Origin of the sequence: Chromohalobacter nigrandesensis, from assembly GCF_023061285.1 — a bacterium.
GTDB lineage: Bacteria > Pseudomonadota > Gammaproteobacteria > Pseudomonadales > Halomonadaceae > Chromohalobacter > Chromohalobacter nigrandesensis.
Genome location: NZ_JAKGAM010000006.1, coordinates 110,819 through 125,541, shown reverse-complemented (window position 1 = coordinate 125,541; position 14,723 = coordinate 110,819). Strand labels below are relative to the sequence as shown.

General features: G+C 59.8%; 13 protein-coding genes. 9 read left to right on the top strand and 4 right to left on the bottom strand.

Features of this window, described 5'->3' with window-relative positions; genetic code table 11:
• Positions 1–87 precede the first annotated feature (87 nt).
• The 3 genes from L1073_RS09685 to L1073_RS09675 all read right to left on the bottom strand — a co-directional run bounded on the left by L1073_RS09685 (position 88) and on the right by L1073_RS09675 (position 3,149).
• Positions 88–1,026 (bottom strand): LysR family transcriptional regulator, encoded by a 939-nt coding sequence (locus L1073_RS09685; RefSeq protein ID WP_246898818.1) that lies wholly within the window; start codon positions 1,024–1,026, stop codon positions 88–90.
• 503 nt (positions 1,027–1,529) lie between these two features.
• The gene (locus L1073_RS09680; RefSeq protein WP_133695693.1) at positions 1,530–2,162 is read right to left on the bottom strand and encodes a nitroreductase family protein; all 633 of its coding nucleotides are present in this window, start codon (positions 2,160–2,162) and stop codon (positions 1,530–1,532) included.
• Positions 2,163–2,204: 42 nt separating this feature from the next.
• On the bottom strand, positions 2,205–3,149 hold the full coding sequence (locus L1073_RS09675; protein WP_246898816.1) for a DMT family transporter: 945 nt from the start codon (positions 3,147–3,149) through the stop codon (positions 2,205–2,207).
• 75 nt (positions 3,150–3,224) lie between these two features.
• Between L1073_RS09675 and L1073_RS09670 the strand changes: the two genes are divergently transcribed.
• Positions 3,225–3,737 (top strand): MarR family winged helix-turn-helix transcriptional regulator, encoded by a 513-nt coding sequence (locus L1073_RS09670; protein ID WP_246898814.1) that lies wholly within the window; start codon positions 3,225–3,227, stop codon positions 3,735–3,737.
• Between the two features lie 34 nt (positions 3,738–3,771).
• Here the strand turns inward: L1073_RS09670 and ppx are convergent, their stop codons facing one another.
• Complete coding sequence (gene ppx, locus L1073_RS09665; RefSeq protein ID WP_246898812.1) at positions 3,772–5,268, bottom strand: exopolyphosphatase; 1,497 nt, start codon at positions 5,266–5,268, stop codon at positions 3,772–3,774.
• A 119-nt stretch (positions 5,269–5,387) separates the two neighbouring features.
• Here ppx and L1073_RS09660 point away from each other — a divergent pair, with 119 nt between their 5' ends.
• The 8 genes from L1073_RS09660 to L1073_RS09630 all read left to right on the top strand — a co-directional run bounded on the left by L1073_RS09660 (position 5,388) and on the right by L1073_RS09630 (position 14,648).
• Positions 5,388–5,720: a thioredoxin family protein gene (locus L1073_RS09660; protein ID WP_246898810.1), complete on the top strand. Its 333-nt coding sequence runs from the start codon at positions 5,388–5,390 to the stop codon at positions 5,718–5,720.
• Between the two features lie 433 nt (positions 5,721–6,153).
• Positions 6,154–7,413 (top strand): transcription termination factor Rho, encoded by a 1,260-nt coding sequence (gene rho, locus L1073_RS09655; protein WP_246898808.1) that lies wholly within the window; start codon positions 6,154–6,156, stop codon positions 7,411–7,413.
• Between the two features lie 354 nt (positions 7,414–7,767).
• Entirely contained in the window at positions 7,768–9,294 is a 1,527-nt protein-coding gene (ubiD, locus tag L1073_RS09650; protein WP_246898806.1) for a 4-hydroxy-3-polyprenylbenzoate decarboxylase, read from the top strand.
• Entirely contained in the window at positions 9,284–10,096 is an 813-nt protein-coding gene (locus L1073_RS09645) for an NAD(P)H-flavin reductase (RefSeq protein ID WP_246898804.1), read from the top strand. Before ubiD ends, L1073_RS09645 begins: the two co-directional genes overlap by 11 nt.
• Positions 10,093–10,806, top strand: coding sequence for a dihydromonapterin reductase (folM, locus tag L1073_RS09640; RefSeq protein WP_246898803.1), 714 nt, complete (start codon positions 10,093–10,095; stop codon positions 10,804–10,806). The genes L1073_RS09645 and folM overlap by 4 nt, the downstream gene beginning before the upstream one ends.
• Positions 10,807–10,879: 73 nt before the next feature.
• Entirely contained in the window at positions 10,880–11,014 is a 135-nt protein-coding gene (locus tag L1073_RS17245; RefSeq protein ID WP_281504383.1) for a hypothetical protein, read from the top strand.
• Positions 11,015–11,315: 301 nt separating this feature from the next.
• Complete coding sequence (locus L1073_RS09635; RefSeq protein ID WP_281506046.1) at positions 11,316–12,386, top strand: 3-deoxy-7-phosphoheptulonate synthase; 1,071 nt, start codon at positions 11,316–11,318, stop codon at positions 12,384–12,386.
• Between the two features lie 99 nt (positions 12,387–12,485).
• Positions 12,486–14,648: a PhoX family protein gene (locus L1073_RS09630; protein ID WP_246898801.1), complete on the top strand. Its 2,163-nt coding sequence runs from the start codon at positions 12,486–12,488 to the stop codon at positions 14,646–14,648.
• Positions 14,649–14,723: the final 75 nt, after the last annotated feature.

The following is a 14,723-nucleotide window of genomic DNA, read 5'->3' as shown; positions in this document are numbered from 1 at the left end:
TGAGGAGAGGCGAAGAATATAAAAAAAGCCCGCACAATTACGCTGCGGGCTTAATGAAGAAATATGTCTGAAAAATCTATGTAAAGTTTATGTAATGCTGATGTGATTAGGTGTGGAAGGAAGCGTGCTCATTGAAAAATGATCTGCTAAAAAGTCAATAAATACGCGTAGCCTGTTTGGTATAAAAGAGGTTTGTGGGTAAATTACCCAAATTCCTGTGGTTGGAAGCGACCAGTCTTGGAGCAAGGGAACCAAGCGCTCCTTCTCCAAGTCATCTCTGACATAGATCTCAGGTATGCGAAGAATTCCTTTTCCTGCGATAGCTGCTTGTCTCAAGGCGAGACTGTTATTTGATCGATACCTTCCAGAGACCTGTACGATGCACTCATCTGGATCGTCATTGGTAGGGCTGTCGAACTTCCAGCGATCAGGGGTCACGACTTCCGTATAAATAAGTACGTCATGACGTCGAAGGTCACTTGGACACATGGGGGCAGTGCATCTAGCCAAATAAGCGGGCGAAGCACATATGGTGTGAGTGAATTCGCCAATCAGTCGTGACCTAGTGCACGAGTCTTCCAAACGTTTTATACCACGTATAGCAAGATCAAAACCTTCTTGGAGAAGGTCGACTTTGCTATCTGTTAGCACTACCTCTACTGAGATGTCGGGGTATCGCTCAAGGAACGTTGGTAGTAAGGGTGTGATGTACAACAGACCCAGGGAAAGTGGCACAGATACCCGTAGGTTTCCGCATGGGGTCGTACTGGATTGTCGTACCTCATCGTCAGCACCTTTCATGCTGGTCAGCATCCGACTGACTTTTTCGTAATAGTTGGCGCCAGCCTCAGTCACACTGATACCGCGTGTACTGCGCTGTATCAACGTGACGCCTAAATACTCTTCCAGTTCACGTATGTTCTTACTCACAGCCGAGCGAGACAGGCAAATGTCATTCGCCGCACGCGAAAAGCTTTGAGCCTCCACAGCTGCGCAGAACGTTTTCAAAGCAGTGAAGCGATCCATGATTTGTGGCGTCCCAAGTTTGCGTCTATTGAACTTGCTCTTCACAGCCAATTTATATGGTTGTCATTGTCATCCGAGTGTGGGGTATCCGTTACTGGTGTATCTAAGCCTGCAAAATTCTGGTTGTTTAGTAAATGTTGCGGATAGTGTAATTGGGTGGCTGAACGCTTTATCCTGCATAGACGTCAGATGTTTGCTTTGTTCCAAGAAGTCACTATGAAGGCTATGAGTACGAGGCTTTTACAGCTACGCTTGATACACTTCGTTTGGTGTCATACCGAGACCATCGGTTTTAGCTTGGCAGCTTGATGTTAAGCTAATGTGAATATATCTTAACATCAAGGTGCACGGTTGCAAGAAGAAGCTGGTGTACCTGTGCAAGCGACGGTGCTAGGAATTTTCCAGACTAACCAGGACTGCCCTCTGTTAGCCTAGGGATGCTCTGTATGCAAAAAAGCCGCACAGTGGGTGCGGCAAGGCGGGACTTCTTATCTCTTACCTCATTACGTGTGAGTAATGAACGACTCTTTTGGCCAGCGCACCTTCTTAAGCGAAGTCATGGAATCATTACTCTCATCTCGCTCGCCTATGGCCATCACCACCACGCTGCGTAGCCCCTGGGCTTTCAGGTCCAAGAGCTCATCCAGAGCCTCAGGAGAGAAGCCTTCCATTGGTGTCGCGTCGACATGTTCTGTTGCCGCAGCGGCTAGCGCCATCCCGAGAGCAATGTATGCCTGCTTCGAGGCCCAATGCTCACGTTCCACTTGCGTTGGGTACTTTCGAAGGGTGCTCTTGATCGCATCTGTGTAGCCTGCAAGAGACGATAGTGGTAAGTCACGCTCTGAAGCGACGTGCTCTATAAACCTTTCCACGCTAGCCTCGTCGATAGTCGTCCAGGTGGCAAAAACTAATAGGTGGGATCCTTCCGTAACCTGTGGCTGAGGTACCGCTAACCCTCGAATCTTGTTCCTAAGTGCGGCATCGCTGACTACAGCCACGCTGTAGGGTTGCAATCCATATGAGGAAGGGGCCAAGCGTGCCGCTTCGAGGATCGTATCCAGCTTTTCCTGAGGGACTGTGTGTCCGTTCATGCGTTTCGTCGCATAGCGCCAGTTCAAGGCTTCCAAAAATGACATGCTACAAGCTCCTTATCTGACAGATGGGAAATGGCTGTGGGTTTAGGTCGTGGTCGCGCTGGGCTTGGTACGTCGTAGTCTTGCGCCGCGATGAAAAAGTATCGTGCCTAGCCCGATCAGAGCTGCAGCGGGGCCTAGATAGTTTGGCAGGGTCTCACCCAGGGCAAGGATGGCGATCCCTGAGCCGACCAGAGCGGCGACCGTCCCGATCTGACTGAAGTAGACAGGGCCGGCCAGTCGTTGCAGTAGGAAAAAGAATAGATAGAGGACGGTATATACGGCGATCAGCTCCAGAACGAGCCAAGCAGACGTCTTCGTGGCAATCAGCGAAACCGCTCGTCCGGATTCGAACACGGTTGCAAATGGAAGTAGCGAAGCGCCAGCACCGAGCAACATCAAAGCAGCAAGAAAGACTGGCTCGGCCTGGGACCGCCAGCGTAGCGTACGGTAAACATTGCCAAAAGCGATGACAGCGGGCATGGCCAAAACAATGGCAGTCCACCCCCAACTACCCTCTATTCCGCTGGCCTTTCCCAGGGTGAGCAGCACCCCACCGGCCAGGCCAAACAGCACGCCCAGCAAGCGAATCTTGATTAGCGGTTCTAGCCTCAGCATGACGACGAGTAGCCAAGTGATGAGAATAGGGAAGGCCAGGCTAAGCGAGACGAACCCAGCCCCCACATGCCTGATAGCCAGAAAGCCCATGGCATTTGGAAAGGCTAAAAGCATGCCAGAAACAAGGGCGTATTCGCAGAGGCGCGGGGATAGCTGAGAAGTCCGATGCTGTAGACGTGCGATTCCCAGCAATACGAGACCCGCGCCCGCCATGGATACAACAAGGAGGTGAAGCTTTGGCATACCGCTCGCTTCGGCCTGTTTGGCGACCACATATGACATTGCCAACAGGGTGCCGACAAGCAATAGGCAACCTAAGGCACGCCACTCGGGCAGAAACGTCCCCTTGCGCTGTAGTGCTGAACTCGCCATGATCACTCCTGGCCATAGGAATTCATAAAGAATCTTTTCTTTAATTATCTTAGTGCAAAGGTAAATGGGAGTGCAATGGACAATGTCGAAAAGGCCACTCGACAGTGGTCGGAAGAGATGCCGGAGTTAAACCTCTTGGTAATGGCTGTGATCGGGAGGCTTAAGGTGGTCACTCGTCTGGTCCACCGCGACTATCTTGACCCTTTTTTCAAAAACCATGACCTTCAAGCAGGTGAGTTCGATGTCTTGGCCTCCTTGCGACGTGCAGGAGCGCCCTACGCTTTAGGTCCAACGAAGCTCTATGAAGCGCTTATGATCACTTCGGGGGGGATGACCAATCGTCTCGATCGGTTGGAAAAGGCAGGTTTGATTGCTCGATCACCCAACCCTGAAGATCGTCGTGGCACCCTAGTCTCATTAACCGATGCGGGGCTTGAGATGATAAATCGCATCGTCCCCCTGCACGTAGAGAATGAAGCGGCGGCCCTTTCAGGCCTTACGACGGACGAGCAAAACACCTTGAATGAGCTGCTTCGCAAGCTAATCGATGGGGTTGAGGCCGGCAGCCGCCAGCCTCGGCAAGATTAACAATTGAGTCAGGAACTCGTTTGGACCTCGGCCATCAACGGCCCACTATCATCGCGAAACCGGCATTGCGTTGATAACGCGCCTCCTGCTCGAGGTCGGCCATCAGCAGCGGCTGGTCAGCCTGATCGAGTGCCAGTCGCAGCGTGTCGCCATCAGCCTCGAGGCGGACGTCAAGGGTGGGCTGCTCGGGACGCGAATGATTGAGCGCCACCGCCAGTCGTAATAGTCGCGCCAGGCGTGCATAAACCGATCGCGAGGCAGAGGGGAGAGCACCGAGTTCCTTGCTGGGGAACTTGCGTCGATGGGCTCGCACCAGGAAGGCCAGGGCCTGTTGCTCGGGACGCGAAAAACCGGCCAGGTCGGAGTTTTCCAGCAGATAGGCGCCGTGGCGATGAAACTGACTGTGCGAGACCGCCAGGCCGATTTCGTGCAACTCGGCGGCCCAGGCCAGGAATTGGCGCTGCTCCTGGCTCAACGGCCAGGCGTCGGCGATGTGCTCGCAGAGGTGCACCGCGGTGGCGCGTACGTTGTTTGCCTGACGCGTGTCGACGTCGAAGCGTCGGCGCAGCGTGATGAGCGCCGAGGCGCGGGAATCTTCGGCGGTATTGCGGCCGAGAAGATCGTAGAGCACGCCTTCGCGCAGGGCGCCGTCCGAGTAGCGCATGCGTTCGAGCTCGAAGGCCTCGAAGATGGCGCAGAGGATCGCCACGCCCGCCGGGAAGACGCGGGCACGGTCGCTTTTGAGACCTTCCATGGCGACCTTGTCGAGTTTCTTGCACTTCAGCAGTCGGCTGCGCAGGTTCTTCAGCCCCTGGCGCGTTATCATGCCTTCCGGCGCATCGCCGCTTGCGGCTTGCACGGCGGCGATGGCCTTGATGGTGCCGCTCGAGCCGACCGGATCCTGCCAGCCGAGCGTTTGATAGGAACGGCGAATGTTGGCCAGCTCTGAAAGCGCGGCGAGCTCGGCCTTGCGAAAAGCCTTCTCGGTGATTTCTCCATTGGCGAAGAAGCGTTGCGTATAAGCCACGCAGCCCATATGCAGGCTTTCCAGTGCCAGCGGTTCGAAGCGCTCGCCGATGATAAGCTCAGTGGAACCGCCGCCGATGTCGATGATGAGTCGCCGGCCGTGTACCTCGGCCAGCGCATGCGCGGCGCCCAGGTAGATCAAGCGTGCTTCCTCGCGGCCGGCGATGATCTCGATAGGGTGGCCGATCAGCGCTTCGGCGCGGTCGATCAGCGTCTGACGGTTGTGTGCCGCGCGCAACGCGTTGGTGCCCACGATGCGCATGTCGCTGGCGGCGAGGCCATTCAGGTAGGGTGCGAAACGCTCCAGGCAGGCCAGCGCTCGCTCCATGGCCGCTTCGTCGAGGCACTCCTCGTCATCGAGCCCGGCCGCTAGCTGTACCTTTTCGCCGATCTTGGCGACGACCTGAAGTTGACCGGCGTAATGATTGGCCACCAGCAAGTGGAAGCTGTTCGAGCCCAGGTCGATGGCGGCGAGACGCCGGGGCGCCGGATGGCGGCTGCTCATGCGAGGATCCTTTTCACAGAAGTATGGCAAGGTAGCGGGGGCGCTTGAAGCTTGTCAATCGTCGCCATGCGGCGTCCAATGAGGGATGATGAATTGGCCGAATGTTCAGGAGACGGCGTATGTCCGAAAGGCTTTTCGAGGTGACGGACGACACCTTCGAGATACGCGTGCTGGAGGCGACCAGGCCGACCCTGGTGGCCTTCGTGGCGTCCTGGTGCGGTCCCTGCGTCGAATTGCGCCCACGGCTAGCCACCTTGGCCAGCGCGCGCGAGACGACGTTGCAGGTCGCGTTGTGCGATGTCGACCTCAATACGGCCACGGCGCGCAAGTACGGTGTACGCGGTATGCCGACCCTGGCGTTGTTTACCGAGGCGGGGCTGGATACCACGCGCGTGGGGGCGTTGTCTGCTGCGCAACTCGAGACCTGGCTCGATCACCAGCTCGCGCATTGAGGCCGTGCCATGGAGATGGTCGATCCTCGACGACACACGGCGTAGCGCCCCGGCGTCACGCATGAGAAAAGTGGGCTTGCGTTTGGCTGGCGCCTTGACTACCATCGAGTCGTTCGACTGTTCCGAATGCTTCCTGACCGTACACGCGGCATTGCCGTCGCGGTCCTCCAAGTCGTCAGATCGCCCCAAGTATTCTTGCCTTGCCAAGCCTCCCGATCAGGAGCTGGGCATGGCGCCAGGCGACGCGAACCGAATCTCTCGATACCGTTTTTCGCCAACCCCTCGCGCGGCGATGCCTTGAGGCATGAATGCGACGAGTGGAAAGGATTTCCTGGGGCCCTCTGAACGCACCGCGCGGCGCACTACCGCCTCCTGTCTTTTGTCCGGCAATTCCATATTGCCTCGCCGACACGAGCAATCTCTGACGAAACCGATGAATCTTACCGAACTCAAGCAAAAAACCGTTCCCGAACTGCTGGAAATTGCCCGGGAAATGGGCATCGACAATCTGGCACGTTCGCGTAAACAAGACATCATTTTCGCCATTCTCAAGAAGCATGCGAAAAGTGGTGAAGACATTTATGGCGATGGTGTGCTGGAAATCCTGCAGGATGGCTTCGGCTTTCTTCGCAGCGCCGACAGCTCCTATCTGGCCGGCCCCGATGACATCTATGTCTCGCCGTCGCAGATCCGTCGCTTCAACCTGCGCAAGGGCGATAGCATCGCCGGCAAGATTCGGCCGCCGAAGGAAGGGGAGCGTTATTTCGCGCTGCTCAAGGTCAGCCAGATCAACTTCGATCGGCCCGAAAACGCCAAGCACAAGATCCTGTTCGAGAACCTGACGCCACTGTTCCCGCAGGAACGCATGGTGATGGAGATCGGCAATGGCTCGACGGAGGATCTGACCTCGCGGGTCATCGATCTTACGTCGCCCATCGGCAAGGGTCAGCGTGGCCTGCTCGTGTCGCCGCCCAAGGCGGGCAAGACGCTGATGCTGCAGAACATCGCGACGTCGATCACGCGCAACAATCCCGAATGCCATCTGATCGTGCTGCTCATCGATGAGCGTCCCGAAGAGGTCACCGAGATGTCGCGCACCGTGCGTGGCGAGGTGGTGGCCTCGACCTTCGACGAGCCGCCCGCACGCCACGTCCAGGTCGCCGAGATGGTCATCGAGAAGGCCAAGCGTCTGGTCGAGCACAAGAAGGATGTGGTCATCCTGCTCGATTCCATCACCCGCCTGGCGCGTGCCTATAACACCGTGGTGCCGTCCTCCGGCAAGGTGTTGACCGGCGGGGTCGATGCCCACGCGTTGGAAAAGCCAAAACGCTTCTTCGGCGCGGCGCGTAACATCGAGGAAGGCGGTAGCCTGACCATCATCGCCACCGCACTGGTCGATACCGGCTCCAAGATGGACGAAGTCATCTTCGAGGAGTTCAAGGGTACCGGCAACATGGAGGCCCATCTCGACCGCAAGCTGGCCGAGAAGCGCGTCTATCCGGCGCTCAATATCCGCCGCAGTGGCACGCGCCGCGAGGACCTTATCGCCTCCGAGGAAGAAATGCAGCGCATGTGGATCCTGCGCAAGCTGCTCAATCCCATGGATGATATCGCGGCGACGGAGTTCCTGATCGATCGCTTGAAGGATACCAAGACTAACTTGGAGTTCTTCGAGGCCATGAAGCGTAGATAACATCGGTCTGCGCTCGGCAATACGGCGTTGAACTCCGGTTCGCCATGCTCATGTACTACAGTACACTCCGCTGGCTCTCCGGAGTTCGCCTTGACTGCGTGTCGCTCATGACGCACCTGCTGGCTGCGGCCAGCCTTGATAACATGTTGAGGCGAGCGGCGCCGAGGACAGGCCTGCAGGAGGTCCTACGCCATGGATGGCGTAGGTAGCGCCCAGGGATGGGTTCATAGCGCCTCCGGAAGGCCTGCCTCGGCTGAGGCGTGCAAGATATCGCCGGGCTGAAGGCCGATGGGCGGTCAATGAAAGGGGCGGCATGTTATGCTGCCCTTTTCGCGTTCTGGCACGGAAAACCACATGAAGTATCGGGACTTGCGCGATTTCATCGCGGCGCTGGAGGAACGTGGCGAGCTCCAGCGAATCACGGCGGAGGTCGATCCTTACCTGGAGATCACCGAGATCTGTGATCGCACGCTGCGCGCGGGCGGGCCGGCGTTGCTGTTCGAGAACGTCAAGGGCCACGCCATGCCGCTGCTGGGCAATCTGTTCGGGACGCCGGAACGTGTCGCGCTGGGCATGGGCCAGGATTCGATCGCTGCGCTGCGCGAGGTCGGTGAACTGCTGGCATTTCTCAAGGAGCCGGAGCCGCCCAAGGGCTTCCGCGATGCCTGGGAAAAGCTCCCCATCTTCAAGCAGGTGATGAGTATGGGGCCCAAGACGCTGCGCAAGGCGCCATGCCAGGAAGTGGTCCGCGAAGGCGACGATGTCGACCTTAACGAGCTACCGATCCAGCATTGCTGGCCGGGCGACGTGGCACCGCTGGTGACCTGGTCGCTGGTGGTCACCAAGGGGCCCCACAAGGAGCGCCAGAACCTGGGCATCTACCGCCAGCAAAAATTGGGCAAGAACCGCCTGATCATGCGCTGGCTGTCGCATCGCGGCGGAGCGCTGGATTTCCAGGAATGGCAGCAAGCCCACCCGGGCGAGCCGTTTCCGGTGGCGGTGGCGCTGGGCGCCGATCCGGCCACCATTCTCGGTGCGGTGACGCCGGTGCCGGATAGCCTCTCCGAATACGCCTTCGCCGGCTTGCTGCGCGGCTCGCGCACCGAACTGGTCAAGTGCGGCCATGCCGATCTCGAAGTACCAGCCTCGAGCGAAATCGTACTCGAGGGTTATCTCTACCCCGACGATACGGCGCCGGAAGGCCCTTATGGCGACCATACCGGCTACTACAACGAGGTCGAGACGTTTCCGGTCTTCACCGTGGAACGCATCACCCATCGCCGCGATCCGCTCTATCATTCCACTTATACCGGGCGGCCGCCGGATGAACCCGCCATCCTCGGCCTGGCACTCAACGAAGTGTTCGTGCCGATCCTGCGCAAGCAATTTCCCGAGATCGTCGATTTCTACCTGCCGCCGGAGGGCTGTTCCTACCGCATGGCGGTGGTGACCATGAAGAAGCAGTACCCGGGCCACGCCAAGCGCGTGATGATGGGCGTGTGGAGCTTCTTGCGCCAGTTCATGTACACCAAGTTCGTGATCGTGCTCGATGACGATGTCGACGCGCGTAACTGGGAAGACGTGATCTGGGCAATCACCACGCGCATGGATCCGGCTCGGGATACGGTGATGGTCGAGAATACGCCCATCGACTATCTCGATTTCGCCTCCCCGGTGGCGGGCCTGGGGTCGAAGATGGGCCTCGATGCCACCACCAAATGGGCGGGCGAAACCAACCGCGAGTGGGGCACGCCCATCGTCATGGACGAGGCCATCAAGCGGCGTGTCGACGCGCGCTGGGAGGAATATGGTATCGCGACGCCGCCGCCGGCCCCCCGACATTCGCCCCAGAGCGACGAACGAGGACACGATGACGCCTAAGACCCTGACCTGCCATGTCGAATCGGTCGAGGACCTGACGCCCGATGTATTCCGCGTGCATCTGGCGGGGCGCCGCGAGGCCATCGCGCATGCCCCCGGGCAGTACCTGGAGCTCAAGCTAGACGATGAGACCTGGGTACCGTTCTCCATCGCCAACGCCCATGTCGACGACGGCATCATCGAGCTGCACGTCCAGCATTGGCCCGAACGCAGCAACTCGGCACGCCTGCGCGAAATTCTCGTGCATGCCGCCCAGTTGACGGTGCGCCTGCCCAATGGCGGCTGCGTGCTGGATCTCCACAGTCGGCGGCCGCTGACGCTGATCGCCGCGGGCACGGGTTTCGCCCAGATGAAGGCCATCGTCGAGGCGGCTCTGGCCAACGAGCACCCGGGCCCGATTCGGTTGTGGTGGGCGGTCAAGCATCCGCGGGATCTGTATCTGGAAAGCCTGGCGCTGCAATGGGTCGCCGAGCATGCGCATGTCGAGATGCACACCGTCAGCGAAGAGAGCGATCCCGGTCTGAGCACGCCACCGGGGGTGGCGCGCCACATCGGGCGTATCGACGAGGTGCTTGCTACGGCATTGGAGGACGTCTCCGGCGACGATGTCTACCTCTCCGGTTCGCCGGGCATGGTCTACGCCTGCATCGATACGCTGGCGCCGCTGGGGCTCGATCCCGAGCGGGTCTTCTCGGATGTCTTTGCCTACGCGCCGCGCGTACCGCTGATTCCGCTGCCGGACGACGCGGCCGAGACCGTATCGCTGTCGCCCGGCGAGCGCCGTGCGGAGGACGACGCATGAGCCAATCACCGATTCTCGTCACCGGTGGCGCTCAGCGCCTGGGGCGTCACTGCGTGGAGCGTCTGCTCGACGATGGCCAGCCGGTGATCCTGAGCTATCGTCGCGAACGCGAGTCTCTTGAGGCGTTGCGTCGACGCGGGGCGGTGACTCTGGCGGCGGACTTTTCCAGCGAGGCGGGCATTCACGACTTCATTGCACGCCTCAAGGCGCAGACCTCATCGCTGCGCGCCATCGTCCACAATGCCAGCGACTGGGCGCCGGACAGCCTCGACGACGATGCCGGGGCCAACTTCGAGCGCCTGTTTCGCGTGCACATGCAGGCCCCTTACCTGATCAACCTGCATGCCCGCGAGTTGCTCGATGCCTGCCAGGAACCACAGCGCGATATCATCCACATGACTGACTACGTCAGCCAGAAGGGCTCGCGCAAGCATGCCGCCTACGCGGCGACCAAGGCGGGCTTGGACAACCTGACCCTGTCGTTCGCCGCGATGTACGCGCCGGATATCCAGGTCAACGCCATCGCGCCGGCCTTGATCATGCTGGGCGAGGGCGACGACGAGGCCTATGCCGAGAAGGCCAAGGCCAAGTCGTTGATGGCCAAGGTGCCGGGGCCGGGCGTCATTTATCAGACGCTGCGTTATCTGCTCGACAACGATTTCGTGACCGGGGCGATACTGCCCGTCGATGGTGGTCGTCACCTGCGATGAGTGCCGCTTGCCGTTGCGGGCTTGCCAAATTGCCACAGCCATGTAGGATGAGGGCATGTTCAGGAGTCAACCCATGTCGATAGCATCAGTCACCGCACGTATGCCTTCCCTGCCGATTCAGGCAGCGGAAGATGCCGTGCGCGCGTTGTCTGGTTTTAGCTATGGATATTGGTTTAGCCCCGGCGTGCCCGGCGATAAGGTCACATGACCTGATACGCCGCGAGGCACGCCCACCCCGGGTTGCCTCCAGCGTCTTCGAACCCCTGGTCGGCAACCCGACCGGGGGTTTTTGCGTTTAATCCACCCCTTTTTTGACGTATGACACAGGAGCGGGACATGTTCGAGATCGGCGGCGCATGGCAGAGCACGCAGGCACTATATTATTGGCGATTTAGCGACATCCGGTCGGCCCTAGCTGCCACCTCCGACCGTGAAACGCTGGGTGGCGTCCACCGAACACGAAGTTCCGCTGTCCGCGCGTGACGGACAGCCCAGACAAGAGACTCGACATGAACGCACCCCTGACGATGCCCCAACGCCCCGATGTCGCCACGGCACATTCTCATCAGCCCTTGCCCACGCCGGGGGAACTCAAGCAGCGCCTGCCGCTGGAAGACGCCCTCGAGGAGCAGATCGAACGCCAGCGTGGCGAGATTCAGGCCATTCTCGACGGGCGCGACGACCGTCTGCTGGTGGTGGTGGGGCCCTGCTCGATTCACGATCCGCGTGCGGCGCTGGAATACGCCGAAAAGCTCAGTGAACTTGCCGCGCGCCTCGACGACCGTCTGCTGATGGTCATGCGTGTCTATGTCGAAAAACCGCGCACCACCGTGGGCTGGAAGGGCCTCGCCTATGACCCGCACCTGGATGGCAGTGACGACATGGCGCACGGCCTGGAAGTCTCGCGGCGCTTGATGCGCGACATCGCCACCCTGGGCATGCCCGTGGCCACCGAATTGCTGCAGCCGATGGCCGCGCCGTACCTGGAAGACCTGCTCAGTTGGGTGGCCATCGGCGCGCGTACCACCGAGTCGCAGATCCATCGTGAATTGGCCAGTGGCCTGCGTGCCGCAGTGGGCTTCAAGAATGGCACCGATGGCAGCGTCGATGTCGCCGTTGCCGCAATGCAGTCCGCTGCGCACCCACATCGCCACTTTGCTCTCGACGATGCCGGTCGCCCGGCGATGCGCGAGACTGACGGCAATCCGCATACCCACGTAGTGCTACGCGGTGGACATGGCAAGCCCAACTATGATGCGGACTCGGTCAGGGCCTGTCGCCGCGAGCTACACAACGCCGGCATCACGCCGCGTTTGATGGTTGACTGCAGCCATGCCAACTCGCGCAAGGACCACCGCCGCCAGACCGAGGTCATGCTCGATGTGCTCGAACAGCGACTGGTCGGCGATCGCGATCTGATCGGCGTGATGCTGGAAAGTCACCTGCACGAGGGCAAACAGCCGTTGCAGCCGGGTGCCATGCGTTATGGCGTTTCCGTCACCGATGCCTGCCTGGGCTGGGAAACGACCGAGCACCTGCTGACATTGGCCGCCGAGCGATTGCGCAACTCACGCGCTTGAAGAAGGCTTCATTTGTCTGTCATATGAGCGGCTCAGGATATGACCTCACAGCTTGTTCCGACACATCGGAGTGTCGGTCGAACGCCGTGAGGAGAGATCATGAGCAAGGAAATCGAGAATCACAGCAACCTGAACCAAAGCGCTAACGAGCCGTTTTCATCCGTGCTGGAGCGTCATGCGTCGCGACGTGACATCATGCGTGGTGGCTTGAGTCTGGCCGCCCTAGGCATGTTGGGCGGCATCGGTGGCCTCAGCATGGCCAGCGCCAGCGGCGTCCAAAAGACGCCGCTGGCGCTGGCGTTCGAGTCGATTGCCGGTTCGAAGACGGATACGGTCGTGGTCCCGAAAGGCTACACCGCCCAGGTGTTGGTGCCTTGGGGGACACCGATTAATGACAGTGTGGGGCCGTGGAGCGCTGACCGCGTGGTGACCCCTGAGTACCAGGCGAATAGCGTGGGTATGCACCACGATGCCATGGATTTCTTTGCGCTTAGCGAAGAGAGCGCCTCCCGCGAGTTTGTGTTGGCGCTCAACAATGAGTATATCGACCAAGGCGCCCTGTGGGCTCCCCAGGGCGGCCCGACCAATCAAGATAGCGGTAGCCGTCCGGCGGATGAAGTTCGCACCGAGATCAATGCGCATGGTGTCACTCTCGTCAAGCTAAGCAAAAATAGTGACAACGTCTGGTCGTCGGACGCCGGCTCGCGCTACAACATGCGTATCACGTCGGCTACGCCGATAGAGATTGGCGGTCCGGTGCGCGGTAGCGACTATGTCGTCACCGCCTACTCGCCTGACGGTACCCGCACCCGGGGCACCAACAACAACTGTGGTCATGGCTTGACCCCTTGGGGCACTTTCCTCAGCGGTGAAGAAAACTGGCCTGCTATCTTTACCAAAACCAGCGGTCGCACGATTGATGACAACCGTATTGGTATCCCTGACGGGCGCAGCCGCTATGCCTGGGAAACCGCCGCCGGGGTCGCCGACGAGGTGGATGCTGAGTTTACCCGCTTCAACGCCACGCCCAGTGCCACCAGCGCCAGCGGCGATTACCGTAACGAGCCGCGTACCTTTGGTTATATGGTCGAAGTCGATCCCTACGGCAACACCGCCAGCGTCAGCACTGAAGCCGCTGCGATCAAGCGGACCTATCTGGGACGCTTCCGTCATGAGGGTGCCTGGCTTGGCAAACTGACGGCAGGCCAGCCGTTAGCGTTTTACTCCGGCCACGACGCGCGTAACGAATACATCTACAAGTTTGTTTCCAAAGCCAACTGGGATCCCGCCGATGCCAATCGCCCCGGCGAGGATTACGATCGTCTGGCGATTGGTGCAAAGTACTTGGACGCAGGCACGCTCTATGCGGCGCGCTTCAATGCCGATGGCACGGGTGAGTGGCTGCCGCTGACCCCGGACGCCACGACCCAGGATGGCCAGCGCCTGTCCACCGCCCTCGGTCTGGCTGACGACGACCTGGCCGGGGTGATCATCAATACCTGTGACGCCGCTGACCTGATGGGTGCCACACCGATGGATCGTCCCGAGTGGGCCACCGTAGACTCAAACAGCGGTGATGTGTATGTGGCGCTGACCAACAATAGCGATCGTACCGCCGAGGGCACCGCAGCCACGTTCAGCAATGGTGGTAGCGATCTCGACGGACTTGGTGTCGCCTACGACACCGCCCCGACCAATGCGGCCAACCCGCGGGCTAACAACCAAGCCGGCCAGATCATTCGTTGGCGTGAGCCTAGCCCGGCGGCGACTTCTTTACACTGGGAGATCTTCGTGTTCGGTGCCAGCGCCAACGACACCGATAACCTATCAGGACTCACCGAGCTCAATCAGTTCGCTAGTCCCGATGGCCTGTGGTTCGACGACCGCGGCGATGGCCAGGGCATCCTCTGGATCGAGACCGATAATGGCTATGATGGCGTCGCCGAACAGACCAACGACCAAGTGCTGGCGGTCGTGCCGAGTGCCTTATCACATGAGCGCGGTCAGGCCTCGGTGGTGGGGGCCGGCAATCAGCAGCAGCTCAAGCGGTTCGCGGTCGGCCCCAATGGTTGCGAGGTGACGGGGGCGTTCACCACGCCCGACAAGACAGCGCTGTTCATCAACATTCAGCATCCCGGCAATTGGCCAGCGGACCCCGATGCCGCGACGCAGGATGCCACGCGCGCGACTGACGGCAGCGTGCGTCCGCGGGCGGCCACGGTGGTGATCCAGAAAGCCGACGGAGGCCAGATCGGGGTGTAACCGACGCCTGGAAGAGCGCCGCTACGTGGCTGGAAGCTGGAAGAAAAACCGCCTCCGTCGCTTGAACTTGCGACG